This window comes from uncultured Friedmanniella sp., assembly GCF_964244005.1.
Classification (GTDB): domain Bacteria; phylum Actinomycetota; class Actinomycetes; order Propionibacteriales; family Propionibacteriaceae; genus Microlunatus.
Window position 1 is genome coordinate 128,352 of sequence record NZ_CAXTHG010000006.1, and the last position, 23,392, is coordinate 151,743.

Below are 23,392 nucleotides of genomic sequence, written 5' to 3' on the forward strand. Positions count from 1 at the left end.
ACACTAGGCACGCTCGGCCGCCCTGTCTGCCCCTGCGCCGGTTACCGCTCGCGAACGTCCGCCCCCTGAGCGCGGCGCAGGCCCGGCGGAGGCAGCTGCAGCTCGAAGCGGCAGCCGCCGTCGACGTTGCGGACCCCGATCGAACCGGCGTGCGACTCGACGACGCTGCGGGTGATCGCCAGCCCCAGACCGGCGCCGCCGTCGTCGCCGCTGCGGGAGGGCGTACCCCGCCAGCCGGTGTCGAAGACCCGGCCGAGGTTGGCGTCCGGGATGCCGCCGCAGCCGTCCATCACCGCGACCTGGACGGCGCCCTCGCGCGAGCGTGCCGCCTCCAGCCGGACGGCCAGGCCGGGTTCGGTGTGCCGGACCGCGTTGGCCACCAGGTTGGCCAGCGCCCGGGCCAGGTCGTCGGACGAGCCCAGCACCGCGAGCCGGTCGTCCACGGGCAGGTCGACCTCGAGCCGGACCTCGGCGGCAGCGGCCGCCGGCCCGAGCTCTGACGCGACGTCGGTGAGCAGCTCGGTCAGCGAGACGAGCACCGGCGGCCGGCTCGGTCGCGCCCCCTGCACCCGGGACAGCGCGAACAGGTCGTCGACGAGGCCGGCCATCCGGGCGACCGTGGACCGCAGGTGGGACAGCGCCCGCGGGACGTCGGCGATGATGCCGTCCTCCAGGGCCTCGGCGAGCGCCCGTAGCCCCGACAGCGGCGTCCGCAAGTCGTGCGACATGAAGGCCACCAGCTCGCGCCGGGCCTCCTCGGCCGCCCGTTCCCGGGCGCGGGACTCAGCCAGCGTCCGCCGCGTCTCGGCCAGCTCGGCGATCAGCCGGGCGAGCTCCTGGGGGGCGGCGCTCCGGTCCCGGCCAGGAGCAGGGGCCGTGTCCGAGCGGTCCAGCGCCGAGCTGTCGGCCACGAGCTGGCTGAGGCCGACCCCGACGGCGCGTGAAGCCGTCGTGATCCGCCAGGTCACCCACCAGGCACCACCGACCGCGAGAGTCAGCGAGGTGGCCAGCCCGATCAGGATCACCCCGGCGTCGTGCGGGGAGAGGAACATGTACCCGACGTTGACCAGGGACGCGGCGACCACCGCCAGCACCGGCAGCAGGGTGGCGACCATCAGCAGGTAGCGCATCGAGCGCCGGCGTCCGGTCTGCAGCAGGACCGCGCCGAGCAGCCCCACCACCAGACAGCTGCCCAGGCTCAGCCCGAGGACGACGACCAGGTCATGCATCGTCGACCCCCAGCTCGTCGACCCGCGCCAGCCGGTAACCCGCGCGGCCGACCGTGAGCACCAGCTCGGGCGAGGACGGGTCGCGTTCGACCTTCTCGCGCAGCCGCCGGACGTGGACGGTGACGGTCGAGGTGTCACCGAAGTCCCAGCCCCAGACCCGGCGCAGCAGCTCGGCCTTGGAGAAGGTCTGACCCCGGTGCCGGGCCAGGAAGGCGACCAGGTCGAGCTCGCGCGTGGTCAGCAGCAGAGGCTCCCCGTCGCGGCGTACCTCCCGAGCCGCCAGGTCGAGGGTCAGCGGTCCGACCTGGATCGGGGCCTCGGCCACCGGGGTCACCGCGAGCCGCTCGCTGCGGCGCAGCAGCGCCTCGACCCGCAGCACCAGCTCGCGCGGCGAGAACGGTTTGACCACGTAGTCGTCGGCCCCGGTCTCGAAGCCGACCAGCCGGTCCTCCTCCTCACCCGCCGCGGACAGCATGATCACCGGGGCGGTCCCGCCGGCGCGGCGGTGCCGCCGCAACAGCTCGAGCCCGGAGAGGCCGGGCAGCATCAGGTCGAGGATGACCAGGTCCGGCGCGCTCCGCGACCAGACGTGGGCTGCCTCGCTGCCGTCCGCGCTCCAGACCACCCGGTGCCCGGCCCGGCCGAGGTAGGCGAGCACCACCTCGGCGATGACGCGGTCGTCCTCAACGACCAAGATGCCGGCAGCCACGCTTGGCACTCTAGAGCCGACGCGTACCGAAAGGCCGAATTGCGTACACTCCAGGAGCCGACGCAAGCCCCCAGGTCGGTGCCGGTGATCGCGCGGAGCCTGAGGCAGACGGTGGACCAGATGTTCGAGCAGGCGCCGGACTGCGACGTCGTGCTGCCCTGCCTCGACGAGGCGGACGCGCTGCCGTGGGTGCTCGGCCGGATGCCGCCGGGCTTTCGGCCGATCGTGGTCGACAACGGGTCGACCGACGGGTCGGTCGAGATCGCCGAGGGCCTCGGCGCGACGGTGGTCCGGGCCACCCAGCGGGGGTACGGCGCGGCCTGCCACGCGGGGCTGCTGGCGGCCACGGCTCGGCTGGTGGCGGTGATGGACGCCGACGCCAGCCTCGACCCGCGCCAGCTGCCCGAGCTGGTGGCGCCCGTACGCGGGGGCTCGGCCGACCTGGTGGTGGGGGCTCGCCGGCTGGTGAGCCGCCGCAGCCAGAGCTGGACGCTCCGGCTGGCCAACGCCGAGATGGCCAGGCGGCTGCGCCGTCGGACGGGGCTGACCCTGCGCGACCTCGGACCGATGCGGGCGGCGGTGCGGCTGCCGCTGCTGGCGCTGGACCTGCAGGACCGGCGTTCGGGCTATCCCGTGGAGACCGTCGTGCGCGCCGCCGACGCCGGTTGGCGGGTCACGGCGGTCGACGTCGACTACCTGCCCCGCCGCGGCCGGTCCAAGGTGACCGGGACCCCGCTCGGCGCCTGGCGGGCCGTCCGCGACATGAGCGCGGTGCTGGCCCGGTGACCGGTGGACCCCGCGCCGACACCGTCATCGTGCTCGCCAAGCAGCCGCGGCCGGGACGGGTGAAGACGCGGCTGCAGACCCGCTTCACCCCCGACGAGGCCGCCGAGCTCGCGGCCGCGTCGCTGCAGGACACCCTCGACGTGGTGCGGCGGGCGGCCCCCGGGCGCCGGGTCCTGGCCTTCGACGGCGACCCGGCGGGCTGGGACGACGGCTTCGAGGTGGTGCCCCAGCGGGCCGGCACCTTGAACGACCGGCTGGACGTGGCGTTCGCGGCGGTCTGGACCGAGACCCGATCCCGCCGGACCGACCGGGCGCTGCTGATCGGGATGGACACCCCACAGGTCCGCCCGGCCCACCTGGAGGTGAGCTGGGACGGCGCGGACGCGCTGCTCGGCCTGAGCGAGGACGGCGGGTTCTGGGCGATCGGCCTGCGCGCCGGCCACCCCGCCGACATCTTCGCCGGCGTCCCGATGTCGACGGACCGGACGGGCTCGGCCCAGCTGGCCCGGCTGTTCGACCTCGGTCTGCAGGTACGGCTGCTGCCTCCGCTGCGCGACGTCGACACCCCGGCGGACGCCGAGGCGGTGGCCACGGCCAACCCCGGGCTGGCGTTCTCCCGCTGCTGGTCAGCCCTGGTCGGGGCACGGCTCGAGCAGAGCAGCGACCGGCTGTTCGACTCCGCGTACGCCGGCCAGGCCACGGTCACGAGCGAGACCGTCCGCGACGCCGACCCGTCCGCCCTGGTGCTGGACGTCGGGCGGTGGTCGGCCGAGGCCGACGGCGTCGACGAGATGGTCGTCTCCCGGTGCGAGCCGCCCGTCCTCGACCTGGGCTGCGGGCCCGGTCGGATGGTCCGGGCCCTGAGCCGTTCCGGCCGGGCGGCCTTGGGCGTCGACATGTCACAGGTCGCCGTGGAGACCACCCGGACCCGCGGCGGTCCGGCGCTGCGTCGGCAGGTGAGCGAGACGCTGCCCGCCGAGGGCCGCTGGGGCACGGCGCTGCTGATGGACAGCAACCTGGGGATCGGCGGCGACGCGTCCGCGCTGCTACGCCGCTGCCGCGACCTCGTCGCGCCCGGCGGGCTGATCATCTGCGAGGTCGACCCCGAACCCGAACGCCACGAGGTGCACCAGGTCGTGCTGCGGGCGCCCGGCGTCAGCTCGGTCCCGATCGCCTGGTCCCAGGTCGGCGCCACCGCCTTGATGCGGCTGGCCGTCAGCCTGGATCTGGTGCTGAACGAGGAGTGGGTCGCCGGCGGCCGCGCCTTCGTCGCCCTCCGGCTGCGCTGAGCGCACCAACGCCCGGTCAGCTGCCGGTGGCAGACCGGTAGATCGTCGGCGAGGCGGCGATCAGGTCGCGGGTGTAGGCATGCTGCGGGTCGGCGAACACAGCCTCGACGCTGCCGCGCTCCACGATCTCCCCGGCGTACATCACCGCGAGGTCCTCGGCGATCCGCCGGGCGACGGCGAGGTCGTGGGTGACCATCAAGATCGCGACGCCGAGAGTCACCCGCAGCTCGTCCAACAGGTCGAGCACCCGGGCGGCGAGGGAGGCGTCCAGCGCGCTGACCGGCTCGTCGCAGACCAGGATCTGGGGCGAGGACGCCAGCGCCCGGGCGATCGCGGCGCGCTGCCGCTGTCCGCCGGACAGCTCGCGCGGCCGAGCACGACCCATCCGCGGATCGAGACCCACGCGCTCCAGCAGGTCGGCGGCCGCCGCCGCACTGTCAGTGCGGGAGAGGCCGCGGGTCCGCAGCCGTTCGACGAGCTGGGAGTTGACGCTCAGCCAGGGGGTGAGGGACGACCCGGCGTCCTGGAAGACGAGCTGCGGCCGCGCCGAGCCGGTGACCTCGACCGTCCCGGAGTCGGGCTTGGTCAGCCCGGTGGCGATCCGCAGCAGGGTCGACTTGCCGCAGCCGCTCTCCCCCACCAGGGCCAGCGACCCGCCGGGGGGTACGGCCAGCGAGACCCCGCCGACGGCGGTGAAGACGTCCCCACGACGACCGCCCTGGCGGGGAAAGGTCTTGACGATGTCGTGCACCGCGAGCACGGGCGCCGGGTCGGGCCCGTCGACTTGTGGCGTGGGAGCGAGCGGCCGCTCCCGCGTCACCACCTTGTTCACGTCGAGCCGGGCGGCCAGCAGCCGCCGGGTGTAGTCGTGCTGCGGGTGCGCCAGCACCTCCGCGGCCGGGCCGAGCTCGCAGATCTCGCCGGCGTACATGACGGCGATCCGGTCGGCGATCTGGGCGGCGACGCCGAGGTCGTGGGTGATCAGCACGATCGAGCAGCCGTGCTCCTGTCGAAGCCGGGCGAACAGGGCGATGATCTGTGCCTGCACCCGGACGTCCAGCGCGGTCGTCGGCTCGTCAGCCACGAGCAGCACCGGGGTGCCGTCCCGAGCCGCGGTCAGCTCGGCGATCCGGCGGGCGTCCTCGCCGGTCCCCTGCGGCGGCCGGACGTCGGTGCTGATCGCGCCGGCGATGCTGGCCCGTTGCCGCAGCCCGCCGGACAGCACGTGCGGCCACTGCCGCATCCGCATCTCCGGCTCGGGCACCCCGCAGTCGGTGAGGGCGAGCACCCCGCGGGCCTCGTCGGCCCCGCGTTCGCACACCTGGTCACCGATCCGCATCGTCGGGTCGAGCGAGGTCAGCGGGTCCTGGAAGACGGCCCCGATCAGGTTCCGGCGCACCTCGCGACGGCTGCCGTCCTCCCCGTCGATCATGTCCACCCCGGCCACCTGGACCGAACCGGTCACGGTGGTCCGGCGACTGACGGGCGGCAGGCCCATCAGGCAGCTCGCGAACACGCTCTTGCCCGAACCGGACTCGCCCACCAGTGCGACGATCTCGCCCGCGGCGATGTCCAGGCTGACCCCCTTCAGCGCCGCCAACGTCCCGTCCCCGGTCTCGAACTCGACCCGCAGGTCGCGGACCTGGACGACACGACCCGCACCCACGACGGTGCCGCTCACCGGGCCCGCCGTAGCCGCGGGTCGACGGCCAGCTGCAGCATGTCGACGACGAAGTTGATCACCACGTAGACCACCCCCAGGACGAGCACGACACCGGTGATGGCCGGGAAGTCGGCCGCCCCGATCGAGTTGGCGAGATAGCCCCCGACACCGGGCCAGGAGAAGACCAGCTCGACCACGATCGAGCCGGAGAAGAGCGCACCGACCTGCAGCCCGGCCATCGACAGGGCCGGGTTGGCCGAGTTGCGTAGCGCGTGCCGGCGGTTGACCTGGGACCAGGTGAAGCCCTTGGCGTGGGCCGAGCGGATGAACTCACTGCCCAGCACCCGCCGCAGCGAGCCACGCAGCGTCCGGCCGATGGCCACGGTCGAGCCGACCGCGAGCACGGCGGCCGGCAGCACGATGTGGTGCAGGGCGTCCAGCCAGCCCGGCAGGTCCCCGCCGAGCAGGGTGTCGACGAGCAGGAAGCCGGTGGGCTTGGAGCTGGAGAACTCCCCGCTGCGGCCGCCGGCCGGAAACCAGCCCAGGTTGCGGTAGAGCACCAGGATCGCCACGATCGCGACCAGGAAGGTCGCCGACGAGGAGCCCGCGACGGTGAGCAGCCGGACCACGCCGGAGACCCAGCCGCCCCGCGCGCTGAGGACGCCGAGCAGCAGTCCGCCCAGGACGGCGATCACGGTGGCGACGGCGACGAGCTCGAGGGTGGCCGGCAGGTAGCGCAGCACGTCGGCGCTGACCGGGTTGCGGGTCCGCAGCGACGTGCCGGCATCGCCGTGCAGCAGCCGGCCCAGGAAGTGCACGTACTGCAGCGCGAACGGGTCGTCCAGCCCGAGCCGGGTCCGGGTCGCGGCGACCACCTCCGGCGTCGCGTTACGGCCCACGAGCAGCCGGACCGGGTCGGCGGGCAGCGTCCGCTGGATGAAGAAGACGGCCAGGGTCAACACCAGGAGCACCCCGACCAGCGAGGCGATGCGAAGGAGCACGAGCCGCAGCATCAGGCGTCCGCCAGCTCTTGCAGGCCGTCCCCGGCGAAGTTGGCCAGCACCGCGACCGCGAACAGGGCGACGGCGGGCGCGAGCGCGATCCAGGGGGCGTTGAACAGGTACGTCAGGCCGTTGGCCGACATGCTGCCGATCTCGGCCGCCGGCGCCGGGGAGCCGAGACCGATGAAGGACAGCCCAGCCAGCACCAGCAACACCGACCCGATGTCCAGCGAGGCCGCCACCAGCACCGGGCCCAGGCTGCCCGGCAGCACGTGGACCAGCGCCCGCCGGACGGCGGAAAAGCCGCCGAGCCGGGCCGCGTCGACGTGCGGCAGCTGCATCACGGTCCGGGTCTGGCCGCGTACGATCCGGGCGTACCAGGGCCACCAGGTCACGGCCACGGCGAGCAGGGTGTTGCGCAGGCTCGGGCCGAGCGCGGCCACCACCATGAGCGCGACCAGCGTGCCGGGCAGGGCGAGGGCCGCGTCGGTCAGCCGCATCAAGACGGTGTCGACCACCCCGCCGGCGATGCCGGCGACCAGGCCGATCGTGCCCCCGACCAAGGCGCCCAGCACGATCACCGCGAGCGCACCGAACCAGCTCGTCCGCAGCCCGAGGAGCACCCGGGAGAAGACGTCCCGGCCCTGGCTGTCGGTACCCAGCCAGAAGTGCCCGCCGGGAGCCACGAACGGGTCACCGACGATGTCACGGGCCGTGTGCGGCAGGACCGCCGGCACCGCCAGCAAGAGCAGCGTGAGGACGACGACCGCCACGAGGGCGACCCGCTCGAGCAGACCGACCTGGGTCCGGCGCAGCCCGCTGAGCAGCGGCAGCCGGCGGCGGGGTGGGGCAACGGTCTCGGTCGTCACCTCAGGGCGTCTCGGTGAGGTTCTTCAGCACCAATGTCCCAGGCGTCGGCAGCCAGTGCCCGAAGCCGGAGATGCCAGACCGGGCCACGAAGACGTCCTGCATGTCAGCCAGCGTGATGTAGCCGACCTGGTTGTGCAAGAGGTCGCCGGCCTTTCCGTAGTCCTCGGCGGACTTCGCCGGGTCGAGCTCGGCGAGGCCGTCGTCCATCAGGGTGTCGGCCTCCTTCGAGCCTGTGAGCAGGTAGTTGAGCCCGCCGCTGCCCTGGGACTGGTCGGAGTAGAAGAACAGCCGCCCCCAGGCGTCGGGGTGGGCCGAGTCGGGATAGGACGCCTCGTAGAGCAGGTCGGGCGCCTTGCTCGGGTCCTTGCTGAAGCCGTAGTAGTCCGCGCCCTGGGTGGGCACCACCGTGACGTCGACGCCGAGCTGCTGCCACTGAGCCTGCAGCGCCTGGGCGACCTGCTCGTCCTGGGAGAGGCCGGCGATGTAGCCGAGGGTGATCGTCTTGCCCGCGGCCAGGGTCTTCAGCGCGGCGGGATCATAGGTCCAGCTGTCGGCGGCCAACCCGTCGGGCAGGCTGGCGACCGGGTACATCTGCGTGGACGGCGTGGCGTAGCTGCCCCAGACCTGCTTGACCAGCGCGTCCCGGTCGATCGCTGCCCGCAGCGACTCGCGCAGCTTGAGGTCGGCCATGGTACCGGTGGAGTTGACGTGCAGCCATGCCTTCTGGAGCAACGGCTGGGCCTCGATGTGGAACTTGTCCTGGCCGGCAAAGCTTTGCACGGTGGCGATCGGCTGACCGCTGATCACGTCCAGGTCGCCGCCTTGGAGCTGCAGCACCTGGGTCGCGACGTCCGGGATGATCTTGAACGACACACTGCCGAAGTGCGGCTTGGCGCCCCAGTAGGTGTCGTTGCGGGTCAGCGTGTACTCGGTACCGGTGTTGACGGAGGAGACCACGTACGGGCCGGTGCCGGCGGTGTGGGTCTTGAGGTAGGCCACGGCCGAGTCGGACTTGTGTTCGTCCAGCACCTTGGGGTCGAAGATCTTCGGTCCGAACGGGCTGGCCAGCAGCGACGCAAAGGACGCGACCGGAGTCTTCAGCTGGATCACGAACGTGGCCGGGTCGGGGGTGTCGTAGCTCTTGACGCTGCCCACCATGTACGCCATCTGCGAGGCGACCTTCTTGTCGGTCGTCCGCTCGAAGCTCTGCTTCACCGCGGCGGAGTCCATCGTGGTGCCGTCGGCGAACTTCACGTCGGTCCGCAGCTTGAACGTGTAGGTCAGGCCGTCCGCCGAGACCGCGTAGCTCGCCGCCAGCAGCGGAACGATGGTGGCGGTCGAGTCGGGAGCGTAGTCGAGCAGACCCTCATAGACCGAGGTCAGCACCGGGCTGCCCTGGTACCCGATGGTCGGGTCGAGCGTGGTCAGGTCGCTTGACAGCGCCATGTGCAGGGTGGCTGAGCCGTCACCGCCCGTCCCGCTGGGGCTGTCGGACGTCCCGCCCGCCCCGCTGCACGCGGCGGTCGCGGTGAGGAGAGCGGTGACGACGACCGCCACGATCCAGGATGGTCTCTTCATGGGTCCCCCGTGTTGGTCGGCCGACGCAAACTTGATTATTTATAATATAGTACACTTATGACCATTGGGTAACACCCAGGTACCGGTCTCGCGCGACGCCTCAGCGACGAGCGGTCAGCCCACGCTCCAGCCGCCGTCGATGACCAGCTTCTGGCCGGTGACGTAGCTGCTCAGACCCGAGGCCAGATAGACAAAGCCGTCCGCGACGGCCGCAGCCGAGCCCAGCCGGCCCAGTGGGATCCGTCGCTCGAAGCCCGCCTGCTCGTCGGCGGGCGTCGTCCCCGCTCCGGCCGCCCGGTCGACGAACAGCTGCTGCAGCATGTCGGAGTCGATCTGGCCAGGACAGACGCAGTTGACCCGGATGCCAGCCGGCGCCAGGTCGGCCGCCATCGACTCCGCCAGTCCGATCAGCCCGAACTTCGAGGCCGAGTAAGCCGCGTTGCCGGCCCCGCCGCGCAGCCCGAACAGCGACGAGGTGAAGATCACCGAACCTGGCTGCCCGCCGCTCACCAGCCGGCCGGCGAACTCGCGGGCGGTCAGGAACGCTCCGGTCAGGTTGACCTCGATCAGCCGGGCGAACTCCGCCGGCGTGATCGCGAGCGCCGGCTTGAGGATGAGGATGCCGGCGTTGGCGACCACCACGTCGCAGCGGCCCAACGTCGCCTCGATCAGGTTGGCCGCCCTCGCCACGCTGTCGGCCTGGGTCACGTCCATCTCGACCGCCAGCGTCGCGGTGCCGTACGCCGCCGCGACCTCGTCGGCGGCCAGGGAGACCCCGGCGGGATCGACGTCGGCGAGGGCGACCGAGGCCCCGTGGGCGGCGAAGGCGCTGGCCACCTCGCGGCCGATCCCGCGGCCGGCCCCGGTCACGACCGCGACTCGTCCGGCGAGCAGCCCCGGAGGCGGCGGGGACGGGTCGCTCATCGGTGGCCTCCGGGTGGGTGGCGGATCGCGTTCAGGACGACCTGGTCGTGCCCCGGGATCAGTCGGGCGTCGGTCTCCCGGGTCCGGGCCAGCAGCAGCGCCAGCGACTCCTCGGCCTGCTGCTCGTCGGCGGCGGTCCCGCCCGCGCACGAGCCGCAGGGCACGTCGTCCAGCAGGTTCTGGGCAAGGTCGGTAGCGTCGGCGGTGAAGATCCACGAGCCCGTCCCGGGCAGGGTCACCCAGCACGAGAGGTGGCCCGGGGTGTGCCCGGGTGTCGGCAGCAGCGCGACGCCCGGCGCCACCTCGGTCTCGGCGTCGACGGTCTGCCACTGGGTGCCGGGCGCCGTCCAGTCGCGAGCGTCGAAGCCGGCGTCGAACGGGGCGCCGCTGCGCGCCCAGGCCAGCTCGTCGGCGTGCACGGCGACCGGGACGCCCGCCGCGGCCAGGGTCGCGATCCCGCCGGAGTGGTCCCAGTGGAAGTGGCTGACGACGGCGAGGCTGAGGTCGCCGGGCTGCAGGCCGAGCGGCGCCAGGGCGGCGACCAGCGGGTCACCGGGCAGGCCCCAGGTGCAACGGTCGGCCGGCGGGCTGGGACGCAGGTGCCAGGGCCGTTCGTCGAGCGGTTCCGTCGCCGCCTCCCCACCGCGGTAGACCCGCTCCACCTCGGCGGACTCGTGGTTGGCCCGACTCATCCCGGTGTCGAACAGCACCCAGCCCGCGTCGGTCTCGACCAGGGCGCCGAAGAGCGGCTCCCAGTAGTAGTGCTCCGGGTCACCGCCGACCAGGGAGAGCGCCTTGCTCACCCGCTCGGCGCCGTACTGCAGCACGAAGAGCCGTTTCGCGGTGGCCACGACGCGGCTCAGTCCTGGCTGCGGGGAGCGACGTCGGCGGGCGGGCGGCCGACGACGGCGGCGTAGTTCTCGGGGTCGGTGGCCCCCTCGGTGTCGACCAGCAGCACGGACGCGTCCGCGGTCAGCCCGAGAGACTCCCGCAGCTCGGGCTGGTCAGCGGCCGCGAGCAGAGCACCCAGGGTTGCGGCGCCGGACTCCCCCGCGACGATCCCGGCGGCGGCGAACGCACGCATCGCCTCGTCGGTCCAGCGGTCGTCGATGGCGACGAAGACGTCGGTCCCCGCCTGCAGGATCGGCCAGACCAGCTCCGAGGGCAGCCCGCAGTTCAGCCCGGCCATGGTGGAGCGGTGGGGACCGGGCACCTCCATCATCTGGCCCGCGCGGGCCGAGGCCATCAGGCAGTTGGCCGTCGACGGCTCCACCACCACGGTCCGGACGGGCGTGCCCTCGGGGCCGGTGCGGCCGCGGTAGTGCCGCAGCCCGGCCGCGGCGAAGGCCCCCACCCCGGACTGGAACGCGACCACGGTCGGCGCGGTCAGCCCGCGGCGCGCGATCTCGTCGTCGACCTCGTGGAACATGGTGGAGTAGCCCTCGACGACCGCGCGCGGGACGGCGGCGTAGCCCGGCCACGACGTGTCGGAGACCACGAGCGCGGTGGGGCCGGCGAGCAGCGCCGACGCAGCGATCGCGTCGTCGTACGTGCCGTCGACCACCCGCACCTCGGCTCCCTCGGAGGCGATCCCCTCGATCCGGGCCCGCGCCGTGCCGACCGGCACCAGGATCGTGCTCGCGGCGCCCAGCAACCGAGCCATCCGGGCGACCCCGCGGCCGTGGTTGCCGTCCGTGGCTGCGACCAGGGTGACGCCGGCGCCGTCGAGGGCGTCGCGGGCCGCCTCCAGGGTCAGGTCACCGACGTCGCGGCCCAACCAGCCGGCGACGGCGTTCATCGTCGCCCAGCTCGCGCCGAGGATCTTGAACGACGGCAGACCCAGTCGGTACGACTCGTCCTTCACCAGCAAAGACGCCACCCCAAGTCGCGCGGCGAGCTCGCCGACGTCGTGCAGCGCGGTGGGTGCGTAGCCGGGCAGGGTCGCGTGCCGCTCGAGCGGTCGGCGGCTGACGGCGCCGAAGCCGAGGTCGGGCACGGTGGCCGCGGCGGCCTGGTTGACGTACCAGCTGACGCCGGCGGACACGGTGGGCGCGGTGCTCATACGGCCGTGTACCCGCCGTCGACCACCAGCGCCTGGCCGGTGAGGTAGCCCGAGGCGGGCGACAGCAAGAACAGCAGCAGCCCGCTGAGCTCGTCGCTCCGAGCCTGGCGGCGCAGCGGGATGCTGTCGGTCAGCGCCGCCAACGCCGCCGCCGGGTCAGGTTGGTGAGCCCAGTAGGCGTCGTTGAAGGGCGTGTCCACCCAGCCCGGACAGATCGCGTTCACGGTGACCCCCTGCGGTCCGAGCTCGTCGGCCAGCGACCGCACCAGCCCGACCAGCCCCGCCTTGGTGGCATGGTAGGCCGGCATCCCCGCGTGGCCGCGCAGCGCACCGGTCGAGGACGTGAGCACGATCCGGCCCTGCGCGGCGCGCACGAGGTACGGGGCCGCAGCCTGGCAGACCAGGAACGGCGCTCGCAGGTTGACCGCCGTGCTGTGGTCCCACTCCGCGGCGGTCCACTCGGCCAGCGGACGGGCCGCGAGCACGGCCGCGTTGTAGAAGACGGCGTCCAGGGTGCCGTGCCCGAGCTCGACGGCCGCGGTCACCGCGGCTGAGGCGGCGCCCGCCTCAGCGAAGTCCACGGCCAGGAAGCGCAGTGCGCCGGGCAGCTCCTCGCCCACCAGCCGCTCGGCCGCCTCGGCGTTCCGGTCGGCCAGCAGCACGTCGTCGCCGCGCAGCCGGAAGGCCCGGATGGCGGCCGCGCCGATGCCGGACGCGCCGCCGGCCACCAGGATCGTCGTCATCGGACGGTCGCCAGGCCTGCGCTGAGGACGGCCTTCTCGGCGCACGCCTCGTCGACGACGGACTTGGCGCCGCTGACGCCGACGCCACCGATCAGGTGACCGTCGAGGAAGACCGGCACCCCGCCCGGAAAGACGACGGCTCGACCGTCCAGGGTCGACGCGAGGCCCCAGTCGCTCGCGCCCGGCGTCGAGCTGGCGACCCAGGCTCCGGTCGGCAGCCCGAAGGCGACTGCCGTGTAGGCCTTGTCCAAGGCGAGTGAGCTGGCGCCGAGCTGGGCGCCGTCCATCCGGAGCGCCGCGACCAGGTTGCCGCCGCGGTCGAGCACCGCCACGGCCAGCGCCACCTCGACCGCGGCCGCCTCCGCCTTGAGCCCGGTCAGGACCTGCTCGGCCAGCGCGAGCGTCATGTCGGGGGTCGAGACGGTCGAAGTCATATATGCTTTATAATTCATCCCGTCAGCGCAGTCAACCGAGACGGACGAGGACGAGATGCCCGCAACCACCCGGACTCCAGTGGCCCAGCAGCGTGGCCGGCTCGGCGCGGTCTCCGCGGCTCACCCGCTGGCCGCCGCCGCCGGCACCGACGTGCTCCGGCAGGGAGGCAACGCCGTGGACGCCGTCGTCGCAGCGTCCGCCGTCGTCTGCGTCTTGATGCCGGAGGCCGCCTCGCTGGGTGGCGACCTGCTGGCTCTGGTCCGGCGGCCGGACGGCACCACGGTCGCGGTCAACGGCACCGGCGCCAGCGCCCTCGAGGCGACGCCCGATCTGTGGCTGACGGGTGGCGGCTCCGTCACCACGCCGGGCCTGGTCGCCGCGTGGGCGGCGATGCACGGATCGGCCGGCCGGCTGCCGCTCGGCGCCGTGCTCGCACCGGCCCTCGGCCTCGCCCGCGACGGGGTGGCCCTGACGCAGTCGCTCTCGGTGGCCGTCACGGCCCAGCGGGCACGGCTGCTGACGGGCGGCGCCCAGGCCTGGGACCTGGTGCACCGACGCGTGGGTGAGCGGTGGCGGCAGCCGGAGCTGGCGGACCTGCTGCAGGCGGTCGGCGACGACGGCCCGGACGCCTTCTACCGTGGGCCGGCGGCCGTGGCGGTGGCCGGCGCGGTCCGACGCAACGGCGGCTGGCTCGACGAAGCCGACCTGGCTGCGCACACCACCGACGTCCGGCAGCCGGTGACCGTCCGCTGGGGCGGCGCTGCGGTCCACGTCCAGCCGCCGATGACCCAGGGCGTGCTGCTGGCGATGGCGCTGCACGAGCTGGAGTCGGTCTGGCTCGGCACTGCGGAGCAGCCGGCCGACGACGACGCACTGGCTCACCTGCTGGTCGAGCTGACCGAGGCGGTGTTCGCCCACCGCTCCGACTGCGGCCGCGGAGCCGAGCTGCTGTCCGAGCCGCTGCCGGTGGACCCCGAGCGTGCGGCGCACCGCGGCGGTCCCCGGGCGTACCTGCATACCGCCGGGGTGGCGGCCGCCGATGCCGACGGCCTCGTGGTGTCGTCACTGGTCAGCGTGTTCGACGACTTCGGCTCCGCGGTCTACGTCCCCGAGCTCGGTCTCACCCTCAACAACCGGGCGGCGGGCTTCACCGACGGCGCCAACGCGCCCGGGCGCGGCCGCAAGCCGGTGCACACTCTGGCGCCCGCCCTGGTCGAGGGCCGTACGGTGCTGGCGCTGGCCACCCCGGGCGCGGACGGGCAGGTCCAGACCCTGCTCCAGATCCTCGTTGCCCTGCGGCAGGGGCCGCTCACGCTGAGCGAGGCGGTGGCCGCGCTCCGCTGGCGTACCGAGGGCGGCGCCCTGCTGTTGGAGGACGGCCATCCCGCGCTCGCCGGGCTGGCCGCACGCGGCCACGACGTCATCGTCCGTCCGGCCGGCGACCCGGTGTTCGGGGGGGTGGTCGGTGCGGGCGTGGACGACGACGGACCGTTCTGCGTGTCCGACTGGCGCCGCCAGGTCAGCTCGGCCGTCGCATGAGCCCCGCCGACCTCACCAACACGGCCGACCTCACCGCGACGGCCGACCTCGTCCGCGACTTCACGTCCGAGGTCGCCTCGTCGGTGGTCGAGCGCTGCGCCGACCTGGTGGCCGCACCGAGCGTCAACCCGCCCGGGGACACCCGCGAGATGGCCGACCTGGTCCGGGCCGCCCTCACCGCGGCTGGCCTGGCGGCCCGGTTGGAACGCGACGTCGAACAGATGCCGTCGGTCGTCTGTGAGCTGGACTCCGGGCGGCCGGGGCCGCACCTGGTGCTCAACGTGCACCTGGACACCATGCCGCCGGGCGATGAGAGCCTCTGGACGGTCCCGGTCTGGCAGCTGACCCGGACCGACGGACGGCTGTACGGGCTCGGCATGGGCAACATGAAGGGTGCGGTCGCCGCCATGGTCAGCGCGGTGGAGCTGCTGCACCGGACGCGCGACCGGTGGTGCGGCCGGGTCACCTTCCTGGCCGTCAGCGACGAGGTGGTCTTCGGCGAGCACGGCGCGGCCCACCTGCTGCGGCAGCACCCCGACTTCGCCGGCGACGGGCTGATCTGCGGCGAGGGGCCGGGGTTCAAGCGGCTGGCCGTGGCCGAGAAGGGGGTGCTCTGGTTGCGCCTCACCGCCCGCGCTGACGGCGGGCACTCCTCCGCCGTCCAGCGCGGGACGTCGGCCACGGCCCGGCTGGCCCGCGCCCTGGTCGCGGTCGACGACCTGAACGGGCGACCGTCGGCGTTGCCACCCGAGCTGGCCGCCTCCTGGAGCGCCGCCGTCGAGCGTGAGCTCGCCCTGAGCGTCAACGCCGGCACGGTCGCGGGCGGCACGTTCGTCGGCCAGATCGCCACCCGCGCCGAGGCTGAGCTCGATCTCCGACTCCCGCCCGGGCTCAGCGCCGACGACGCGCAAGCCCTGGTCGAGACCGTGCTCGGGGACCTCGACGAGGTCGAGGTGAAGCGCATCAAGGGCTGGGACCCCAACTGGACCGACCCGGCCTCACCGCTCGCCCGGTCGTGGGTGGGTGCGACCCGGGCCCTGCTCGGCCGCGACACCACGATGGCCGTCCGCCTGCCCGCGAGCGACGCGAGCCGGTGGCGGCAGCGTCAGGTGCCGGCGCTCTGCTACGGACCGCAACCGACTTGGTCGGCCGGTATCGACGACTACGCCGAGGAGCAGGAGGTGCTCGACTGCGTCGGCCTCTACGCGCTGACGGCGCTGCACTTTCTACGAATCTGAACACGTCGCCTCGACGCCTCTCCCTAGTGTCCCGATCACCACCGAGTTCGGAGTATTTGTGACCACCCGAGGATCTCTCGACGGCCCCGCCGCACCGGCGCAGGCGCTGCCGCTGCTGTCGGGCGCCAGCACCCTGCCCTCGATGCTCTTCGACCTGCTCGAAGAGGCGATCATCACCGGCATGCTCGAACCGGGCGGCCGCATCCACGCTGACGACCTGGCGACCCACTACGGCATCAGCCGGATCCCGATCCGGGAGGCGCTGCGCTCGCTGCACGAGGCCGGCTGGGTCGACATCAAGCCGCGCTACGGCGTCCGGGTGCGCGAGCGGACCGAGCAGGAGCTGACCGAGCTGTTCGAGTTCCGGGCGCTGGTGGAGGGGCACGTGGCGCGCTGGGCCGCCGAGCGCCGCACGGACGCCGACCTCACCCTGCTCGAACGGACCGTCCGGGCCGGGGAGAAGGCTCAGCGCTCCCGGGACCACGTCGCCGTGATCAGCTCCTCGAACTCCGCCTTCTACGACACCCTGACGACCGCCGCCCACAACTCGGTGCTGAAGACGACCGCCGTCGGCCTGCGCAAGCGGGCCCGGTTCTACTTCTCCACCGTCGAGGACCAGCTGGGCAGTGACTGGATCGAGGTGCACCGCAGCCTCGCCCAGGCCGTCCGCGAGGCCCAGCCCGACCACGCCGCCCGGATCGCCGCAGCCCACATCGTCGAGACCGGCGCTGCCGTCCGCGGCTTGCTCTTCCATCCCGCCGCCCCCTGACCCCAGGGCACGAGGCGCCCCGTGAGCCGTCATGCGCCCGGCCGGCGGGGCGCACCGGGGCTGGTGAGGCGCACGGCCCTCGCCGAGCCGCGTCGCAGAGCTCGACGGATCCGCTCCGCGAACAATTCGAGCTGCGCCAGGTCGGCCGACCCCCAGCGCACCAGCTCCCAGCCCAGGTCACGCAACGCGTCCTCACGCCGCTTCTCGAAGTACACGGCGTCGGAGGCAGCCATCCCGGGCGCCAGCAACCGGTCGTACTTGCCGCGTCCGTCGAACTCGCCGAGCGTGCGCTGGTCTCTCCAGGCGAAGTCAACCCGTCCGACGAACTCACCCCACCCGTCCAACAACTCGAACTGCAGGTCCGTGGGCGCCAGTCCCAGCTGGGTGAGGATCACCCGGCTCTCGGACTCTCCTGCGCTCTCGCTGCGCGCGTCCAGCAGAGCCGCGGTACGCCGCGCGGCTGGCAGCCCTCGCCAGCCGCGTGCGGCGTCCAACGAACCTGCGAGCTCGGCAGGGCGCAGCCCGAGCCGAAGAGCCGCGTCCCCCGCCGCTACCGCCTGCGTCAGCGGCAGCGTCCGACCGAGGTCCAGCACCGTACGGGCCAGCGAGGTGACCGGGAGCCCGTCGACCGAGATGACGTCAGAAGCGTCCAGCGGCGCGACGTGGACGTGCACTCCGCCTCGACGCTTGCCGCTACCCGGCGGTTGCCGGGTCACCCGGACGTGCTGCAGCTGCTCGCCCCGGACCGGTAGCCCGTGCAGGACGCCGGCCGACAGGTGGCTCACCACCGCACCCTCCGCCAGCAGCGGCAGGGTGGCCTCGACCAGCTGCCGATGTCGTGCGGCCGGGTCGACCGCACAGTCGTCTGCGGGCAGGTAGTGGCCGCGCCGCAGTCGTACCACGTCGCCCTGCCGCTCGAGCCGAGCCAGCTCGTGGGACGTGAAGCCGGCAAAACGGGGGGCGGAAAGGACGCTCATGGAGCCAGCCGACCATGGCGGATCGCGGTACGCGAGGGCCGCCGCGAAGCTGTGGATGACGGCTAGACACTGCGAAACCTGTGGACAACCAGCCGTGCGACCCGCCAGCCGTCATGCGCCCGGCCAGCGGGGCGCACCGGGACCGGCGGGGCGCATGGGGACCGGCGGGGCGCATGGCGCTCCGGGACCGGCCATCCGACCCCGGCACACGAATCTCAGGTAACGGTCCGGCGGGTCCGGCGGCCGAGGGTGCTGACCCGGCGCAGCAGCCGGGTGAGGACGGCGTACAGGGTCTCGCAGTCGGGCCACTGGGTCACGACCTTGCCGCTGGCGGCGGTGTAGTAGTTGTCGGTCGCGGTGAAGGAGGTGCGGGCGATCAGGCGTTGCAGCCAGCGGTTGTAGAGCCGGGTGACGTCGGCGCGCACCTCGACCGAGCTCAGGCCGCCGGGGCCGAGCCGGGCGATCTCGCGAGCGGCGTACTCGGCCTGGCGTTCGAGGTTGAACATGATCAGGCCGCCGTTGGTGTTCGGCCCGTACAGCAGGAAGAAGTTCGGGAAGCCGGGCACGGTGATGCCGAGGAACGCGTACGGCTCGCCGTCCCAGACGTCGTGCAGCCGGACGCCGTCGCGACCGACGACCTCCAAGGTGCTGAGGTAGCTCGCCGCAGCGAAGCCGGTGGCCAGGACGAGCGTGTCCACCTCGCGCTCGACGCCGGCGGTGTCGATCACGCTCGTCTCGGTGCAGGCGGCGAGGGCGTGCGGCACGAGCTCGACGTCGTCGCGGACGAGGGACTCGAAGAACTGGCTGGACAGGATCGCCCGCTTGCCGCCGAACGGGTAGCGCGGCGTGACCGCGTCGGCCAGGTCGGGCCGGTCGGCGAAGACGTCGGCGATGTGGGCCAGCGCGGCCTCGCGCGCGGCGGTGTTGGCCCGGGTGCCCGGACGGAAGAAGGCGCCGGCCACCTCCCGGCGCTCCTGCCGCAGGTAGAGCCGCAGCCGGTGCGCGCGCCAGACGCCGGGCAGCCGGAAGACCGCTCGCTCCCGCTTGGTCAGGTCGCGGTCGTTCTTGGGCAGCAGCCAGCCGGGCTGGCGCTGGAACACGTGCACCCGCGCAGCGGTCCCGGCGATGGTGGGGACGACCTGGGCGGCGCTCGAGCCCGTGCCCATCACCGCGACCCGCTGGCCGCTGAGGTCGACCGACTCGTCCCAGGCCGCGGTGTGCAGCGTCGTGCCCCCGAAGGTGTCGAGCCCCGGCAGGTGCGGCACCCGGGGGGCGCTGAACATGCCGACCGCGCTGATCACGGCGTCGAACCGGTGCTCGGTGCCGTCGGCCTCGCTCAGCACGTAGCCCGAGGTGGCCTCGTCCCAGGTGACGCCGGCGACGGTACGGCCGAACCGGAAGTGCGGTGTCAGCGCGAAACGCTCCATCAGGTGGTCGACGTAGGCCTGCAGCTCGGGCCGGCGGACGTGGGTCCGCGTCCAGTCGTACGGCGCGAACGAAAAGCAGTAGAGGTGTGCCGGTGCGTCGGTCTCGGCCCCCGGGTAGCGGTTGTCCCACCACGTCCCGCCAGGCCCCTCGGACCGCTCGAAGACGACGAAGTCTGTGATCCCGCGCCGCCGGAGGTTGACCGCCGCCGCGATCCCGCCGAAGCCGCCGCCGATCACCGCGACCGTCGGCGATCCATGGTGACGAGGCACGGGCTGCTCCCTCCGAACGCTGACAATGAAAATACTTTATACGAACAGGTCAGGAAGTTGTACTCCGGTGCTGTCGCAGGCCCAGCCGGGTCGTCGGGGGCACCGTGGTCCCGGTGCCGGATCACGAAGGGTCAGCCACCAACCGGCGGCCTGCTGTCGTCGCTCCACCGCGACCGCTGTCGAAACTCCCGCGGCGTCAGCTGGGTCGAGGCCCGGAAGCGGCGGGACAGGTGGTGCTCGTCGGCGAACCCCACGATCTCGGCGACTTGGCGCAGCGGCAACGTCGAGTAGCGGAGCAGGTCGCGGGTGGCGCCCACCCGGCGGTCCGTGCGGTAGTGGGCAGGGGTGGTGCCCACGGCTCGACGGAACGCCTTCCGCCAGGTCTCGTACGGCATCCCGACCTCGGCAGCCACCGCCGTCAGGTCGAGGCGTTCGGCCAGGTCGGCCTCGAGGCGCTGCCGGCTGACGTCGAGCCAGTCCTCCCCGTCGGAGGTCGGCGCGTGGAGCGACGTGGCGTCGGCGACCTCGACCAGCAGCTGCAGCACCCGGCAGGCCTCGTCCTGCAGGGCGGCGGCCGAGCGTGGCGGACGAGCCAACCGGAAGGCGTCGAAGCGCCCGACCCAGTACGGCAGCCGGTCGAGGGTCCGGACCGGTTGGCCGGGGTCGAGCAACCGCTGGTCGCGGGCGAGGTCGAAGAGCGGGCCTTCGACGACCAGGAAACGCACGTCCCAGCGCCGGCCGGACGGCGGTCCGTACCAGTGCGGCACGCCGGCGCACACGGTGATCAGCGAACCCGCTCGGACGCGTTGCCGGCTGCCGGTCCGGCCGTCGAGATAGCTGCCCTCGCCGCCGGTGACCAGGATCAGCGAGTGCTCCGGCAGTGCGCGCACCGTCCGCACGCCGATCCCCCGGCCCTGCCGCACCCGGCCGGTCAGCCGGATCCGACCCAGGCCGGGGCCGTAGTCGGCCCGACCCGCCAGCTGGACGTCCTCGGGTTCGTCCACCACTACCACCCGCCGACCATAACGTGCACGTTCGACCATCGCGGCCCTGGGCAGGTCGAGGGTCGCGGCCTAGCCTCTGCCCATGCTGCCCGCTCCTCCCCGACTCGATCCCGTCGTCGCCGCTGCCCTGCCGCCCTACGCTGGCGACCCGCTCCGCTTCCTGACTCAGGTGGCGGCGGAGGGTGATGTGGTGGGTTACCGGTTCGGCGAGGAAGAGCGGGTGCTGGTCAGCGACCCCGCGGCCGTGCACGAGGTGCTGACGGCTTGGCCGGAGGAGAGCCGCTGGACCCCGATCACCCGGGCCGCCGCGCCGATGCTGGGCGACGGGCTCATCCTGGCGGTGGCCCCGAACTGGCGGCCCCGCCGGCTCGTCGTGCAGCGTGAGCTGACCTACCGCGCGGTCCGACGCTTCGCCGAGACCATCGTCGGCAACACGGAACGCACCGTTCGCGGCTGGCTCGCGGAGGAACGGCTCGACCTGCAGGCCGCGCTCGGCCGGCTCACCCTGGTGAACCTCGGCGACACCGTCTTCGGGTCCGACTTCGACGACTTCACCGACACCCTGCTCCAGACCTTGCGCGCCTCCCAGGTGGCCATCGACGCGGCCGTGGCCGGCCGTTTCGACGCGGGCGAGCGGGCCGCGCTCGACCGGGCGACGGCCGAGCTGGACGTCGTCGTGCAGCGACTGGTCGCCCAGCGGTTGGTGGAGCCGACGACCGGGGAGGACCTGCTGGCCGTGCTCGTCCGGGCCCTCGAGAGCGGCGACCCGGCCTTCAGCCGGTCCTGGCTCCGGGACGAGGCGGTGATGCTGATCACCGCCGGCCACGAGACCACGGCGTTCACGACGACGATGGCACTGCACACCTTGGCGCACGAGCCGGACACCGCCGCCCGGCTGCGTACCGAGCTCGTCGACGCCCTCGACCGCGGGGTCGCCCCGGCGCAGCTCGCCGACGAGGTCCCGCTCACCCGGCACGTCGTGCAGGAGACGCTGCGGCTGTTTCCTCCGCTGCCCGCGCTGCACCGGACCGCCGTCGCCGACGTCGAGCTGGACGGTCACCTGATCGAGGCGGGCACGCTCGTGGTGGTCAGCCCGTACGTGCTGCAGCGAGACCCGCGATCCTGGCCGGTCCCGGAGCGCTTCGATCCGGACCGCTTCTCCGAGGGACGTCGACGCGAGCTGCCCCGGCACGCCTACCTGCCCTTCGGCGCCGGCTCACGGATCTGCGCAGGCAACCACTTCGCGCTGCTCGAGGCCGCGCTGATCGTCGCGCTGGTCACTCTCGAGACCGACCTCGAAGCGGTCGGCCATCCGCCCCGGCTGGTCGACAGCGGGACGGCCCTGCGTGCGGACGGGCCGGTGCCGGTGCGGGTCCGGGCCACCGCCAGCCGCGAAGGAGCCGTCGCATGACGTTCCGAGTGGTCGTCGACTGGGACGTGTGCCAGGACCACGGGCAGTGCGTGTTCTCCGCGCCGGATGTGTTCCGGATCGGCGCCGAGGGTCGGCTGGAGCTGTTGCTCGAGGTCGCGGAGGAGTCCCGGCGCGACTCCTGCGAGGAGGCCGCCGACGTGTGCCCCGTCCAGGCCATCCGGATCGAGGGGTGACCGCGCCGACGCCGCGGGTCCTGGTCGTCGGGGCCGGGCTGGCCGGGCTCCGGACGGCGGAGGCCCTGCGTGCGGCCGGCTACGCCGGGGAGCTGCTCGTGGTGGGCGACGAGCCCTGGGCGCCGTACAACCGACCGCCGCTGAGCAAGCAGTCGCTGCGGGACGGCGTCGAGCACGCTGGTCTCGCCTTCCGGCCGCGCAGCGCGACGGCCGACGTCTCCTGGCGGCTCGGAGCACCGGTCACCGGTGTCGATCTGGCGGGCCGGGTCGCGACGCTCGCGGACGGCACGGACCTCGGCTTCGACGCGCTGGTCGCGGCCACGGGAGTGTCGCCCCGCCGGCTGCAGGTCCCCGGCCCGGCCCCGGCCGCCGCAGCCGGACGGCACGTCGTCCGGACGCTGGACGACGCGGCCGCGCTCCGACGCCGCCTGACCCCGGACGCGCGGGTCGTCGTGGTCGGAGCCGGCTTCATCGGCTGCGAGGTGGCGGTCACCGCCCGCGCCCTGGGCTGTGCGGTCAGCTGCGTCGCCGTGGATGCTCACCCGATGCTGCGGCCGCTCGGCGTCGAGCTCGCAGCCGAGCTGCAGCGTCGGCACACCGCGCTCGGCATCGACTTCCACCTCGGCACTGGGGTCGAGCGACTCACCGGCGAGTCGGTGGTGACGGGCGTCGAGCTCTCCGACGGCACGGAGCTGCCCGCCGACCTCGTCGTCGAGGCCGTCGGCTCGCGTCCCAACACCGACTGGCTGGACGGTCACGGGCTCGACCTCGCCGACGGGGTACTGACCGACGTCGGGCTGCGTCCGCTGGTGGTGGACGCAGCCTTCGGCGAGCCGGGTCCGCTCCGGGGCGTCACGGTCGTCGGCGACCTGGCCCGGTTCCCCAACCGGAGGTTCTCCGACGCCGCCTACCGGGTGGAGCACTGGAGCACCCCGACGGACACGGCACGCCGCGCGGCAGCCGTCCTGGTCGCCGAGCTGCGCGACCCCGACGACACGGCCGTCGTCGACGCCTCATGGGAGACGGTGCCGTCCTTCTGGAGTGACCAGGGTGCGATCAGACTGCAGTCCTACGGGATGCCGGGACTGGCGCCGCCGGACGGGATCCGGCTGCTGCAGGGCCGGCTGGACGACGAGTGCGTGGTCGGCTACTTCTGCGACGACGACCTGGTGGGCGTCGTCGGCCTCGGGCTGGCGGGGGCGCTCGCCGGATTCCGGACCCAGGTCGGCCGACGCTTCCGGTTGCCCGCGCTGCGCTGATCGAGGAACCCTACG

22 protein-coding genes are annotated in these 23,392 nt (G+C 73.4%); 8 read left to right on the top strand and 14 right to left on the bottom strand.

Annotated elements, in window-relative coordinates; genetic code table 11:
* Positions 1-41: 41 nt before the first annotated feature.
* Positions 42-1,229, bottom strand: coding sequence for a sensor histidine kinase (locus ACFE76_RS05745; RefSeq protein WP_375430791.1), 1,188 nt, complete (start codon positions 1,227-1,229; stop codon positions 42-44).
* Positions 1,222-1,938, bottom strand: a complete 717-nt coding sequence (locus ACFE76_RS05750) for a response regulator transcription factor (protein WP_375430792.1) — start codon at positions 1,936-1,938, stop codon at positions 1,222-1,224. The genes ACFE76_RS05745 and ACFE76_RS05750 overlap by 8 nt, the downstream gene beginning before the upstream one ends.
* An 84-nt stretch (positions 1,939-2,022) precedes the next feature.
* On the opposite strand from ACFE76_RS05750, the gene ACFE76_RS05755 reads away from it, so the two are divergent.
* Both ACFE76_RS05755 and ACFE76_RS05760 read left to right on the top strand, forming a co-directional pair.
* Complete coding sequence (locus ACFE76_RS05755) at positions 2,023-2,724, top strand: glycosyltransferase family 2 protein (RefSeq protein WP_375430793.1); 702 nt, start codon at positions 2,023-2,025, stop codon at positions 2,722-2,724.
* A complete protein-coding gene (locus ACFE76_RS05760) occupies positions 2,721-4,013 on the top strand; it encodes a DUF2064 domain-containing protein (RefSeq protein ID WP_375430794.1) in 1,293 nt (430 codons plus the stop codon). The genes ACFE76_RS05755 and ACFE76_RS05760 overlap by 4 nt, the downstream gene beginning before the upstream one ends.
* 16 nt (positions 4,014-4,029) lie before the next feature.
* On the opposite strand, the gene ACFE76_RS05765 is transcribed toward ACFE76_RS05760, so the two are convergent.
* From ACFE76_RS05765 to ACFE76_RS05805, 9 genes are all read right to left on the bottom strand, one after another.
* Positions 4,030-5,694 (bottom strand): ATP-binding cassette domain-containing protein, encoded by a 1,665-nt coding sequence (locus ACFE76_RS05765; protein ID WP_375430795.1) that lies wholly within the window; start codon positions 5,692-5,694, stop codon positions 4,030-4,032.
* The gene (locus ACFE76_RS05770) at positions 5,691-6,677 is read right to left on the bottom strand and encodes an ABC transporter permease (RefSeq protein WP_375430796.1); all 987 of its coding nucleotides are present in this window, start codon (positions 6,675-6,677) and stop codon (positions 5,691-5,693) included. The genes ACFE76_RS05765 and ACFE76_RS05770 overlap by 4 nt, the downstream gene beginning before the upstream one ends.
* A gap of 11 nt (positions 6,678-6,688) precedes the next feature.
* Positions 6,689-7,546, bottom strand: coding sequence for an ABC transporter permease (locus ACFE76_RS05775; protein ID WP_375430797.1), 858 nt, complete (start codon positions 7,544-7,546; stop codon positions 6,689-6,691).
* A 1-nt stretch (position 7,547) separates the two neighbouring features.
* Positions 7,548-9,125 carry an ABC transporter substrate-binding protein gene (locus ACFE76_RS05780; RefSeq protein WP_375430798.1) on the bottom strand — a complete coding sequence of 526 codons (1,578 nt, stop codon included), beginning with the start codon at positions 9,123-9,125 and terminating at the stop codon, positions 7,548-7,550.
* A 114-nt stretch (positions 9,126-9,239) separates the two neighbouring features.
* Positions 9,240-10,049 (bottom strand): SDR family NAD(P)-dependent oxidoreductase, encoded by an 810-nt coding sequence (locus ACFE76_RS05785; RefSeq protein ID WP_375430799.1) that lies wholly within the window; start codon positions 10,047-10,049, stop codon positions 9,240-9,242.
* The gene (locus ACFE76_RS05790) at positions 10,046-10,900 is read right to left on the bottom strand and encodes an N-acyl homoserine lactonase family protein (protein WP_375430800.1); all 855 of its coding nucleotides are present in this window, start codon (positions 10,898-10,900) and stop codon (positions 10,046-10,048) included. The genes ACFE76_RS05785 and ACFE76_RS05790 overlap by 4 nt, the downstream gene beginning before the upstream one ends.
* Before the next feature lie 8 nt (positions 10,901-10,908).
* On the bottom strand, positions 10,909-12,111 hold the full coding sequence (locus ACFE76_RS05795) for a diaminopropionate ammonia-lyase (protein ID WP_375430801.1): 1,203 nt from the start codon (positions 12,109-12,111) through the stop codon (positions 10,909-10,911).
* Entirely contained in the window at positions 12,108-12,854 is a 747-nt protein-coding gene (locus ACFE76_RS05800) for an SDR family NAD(P)-dependent oxidoreductase (RefSeq protein ID WP_375430802.1), read from the bottom strand. The genes ACFE76_RS05795 and ACFE76_RS05800 overlap by 4 nt, the downstream gene beginning before the upstream one ends.
* Positions 12,851-13,288, bottom strand: a complete 438-nt coding sequence (locus ACFE76_RS05805; RefSeq protein ID WP_375430803.1) for a heme-binding protein — start codon at positions 13,286-13,288, stop codon at positions 12,851-12,853. Before ACFE76_RS05805 ends, ACFE76_RS05800 begins: the two co-directional genes overlap by 4 nt.
* 55 nt (positions 13,289-13,343) lie before the next feature.
* Between ACFE76_RS05805 and ACFE76_RS05810 the strand changes: the two genes are divergently transcribed.
* From ACFE76_RS05810 to ACFE76_RS05820, 3 genes are read left to right on the top strand one after another with little or no spacing between them, the layout of a single operon-like run.
* Positions 13,344-14,828: a gamma-glutamyltransferase gene (locus ACFE76_RS05810; protein WP_375430804.1), complete on the top strand. Its 1,485-nt coding sequence runs from the start codon at positions 13,344-13,346 to the stop codon at positions 14,826-14,828.
* Positions 14,825-16,066 carry a M20 family metallopeptidase gene (locus ACFE76_RS05815; protein ID WP_375430805.1) on the top strand — a complete coding sequence of 414 codons (1,242 nt, stop codon included), beginning with the start codon at positions 14,825-14,827 and terminating at the stop codon, positions 16,064-16,066. The genes ACFE76_RS05810 and ACFE76_RS05815 overlap by 4 nt, the downstream gene beginning before the upstream one ends.
* A 58-nt stretch (positions 16,067-16,124) precedes the next feature.
* Positions 16,125-16,835, top strand: a complete 711-nt coding sequence (locus ACFE76_RS05820) for a GntR family transcriptional regulator (RefSeq protein ID WP_375430806.1) — start codon at positions 16,125-16,127, stop codon at positions 16,833-16,835.
* A 29-nt stretch (positions 16,836-16,864) separates the two neighbouring features.
* Here ACFE76_RS05820 and ACFE76_RS05825 read toward each other — a convergent pair whose 3' ends face one another.
* The 3 genes from ACFE76_RS05825 to ACFE76_RS05835 form a co-directional block, all read right to left on the bottom strand.
* Positions 16,865-17,812, bottom strand: coding sequence for a hypothetical protein (locus ACFE76_RS05825; protein ID WP_375430807.1), 948 nt, complete (start codon positions 17,810-17,812; stop codon positions 16,865-16,867).
* Positions 17,813-18,027: 215 nt separating this feature from the next.
* Positions 18,028-19,509, bottom strand: a complete 1,482-nt coding sequence (locus ACFE76_RS05830; RefSeq protein WP_375430808.1) for a flavin-containing monooxygenase — start codon at positions 19,507-19,509, stop codon at positions 18,028-18,030.
* Positions 19,510-19,640: 131 nt separating this feature from the next.
* Complete coding sequence (locus tag ACFE76_RS05835; RefSeq protein WP_375430809.1) at positions 19,641-20,522, bottom strand: helix-turn-helix domain-containing protein; 882 nt, start codon at positions 20,520-20,522, stop codon at positions 19,641-19,643.
* Between the two features lie 73 nt (positions 20,523-20,595).
* On the opposite strand from ACFE76_RS05835, the gene ACFE76_RS05840 reads away from it, so the two are divergent.
* Genes ACFE76_RS05840 through ACFE76_RS05850 form a run of 3 tightly spaced genes read left to right on the top strand, consistent with a single transcriptional unit; the run spans position 20,596 to position 23,377 of the window.
* The gene (locus ACFE76_RS05840; protein ID WP_375430810.1) at positions 20,596-21,924 is read left to right on the top strand and encodes a cytochrome P450; all 1,329 of its coding nucleotides are present in this window, start codon (positions 20,596-20,598) and stop codon (positions 21,922-21,924) included.
* Positions 21,921-22,118, top strand: a complete 198-nt coding sequence (locus ACFE76_RS05845) for a ferredoxin (RefSeq protein WP_375430811.1) — start codon at positions 21,921-21,923, stop codon at positions 22,116-22,118. The genes ACFE76_RS05840 and ACFE76_RS05845 overlap by 4 nt, the downstream gene beginning before the upstream one ends.
* A complete protein-coding gene (locus tag ACFE76_RS05850; RefSeq protein WP_375430812.1) occupies positions 22,115-23,377 on the top strand; it encodes an NAD(P)/FAD-dependent oxidoreductase in 1,263 nt (420 codons plus the stop codon). The genes ACFE76_RS05845 and ACFE76_RS05850 overlap by 4 nt, the downstream gene beginning before the upstream one ends.
* Positions 23,378-23,392 lie beyond the last annotated feature (15 nt).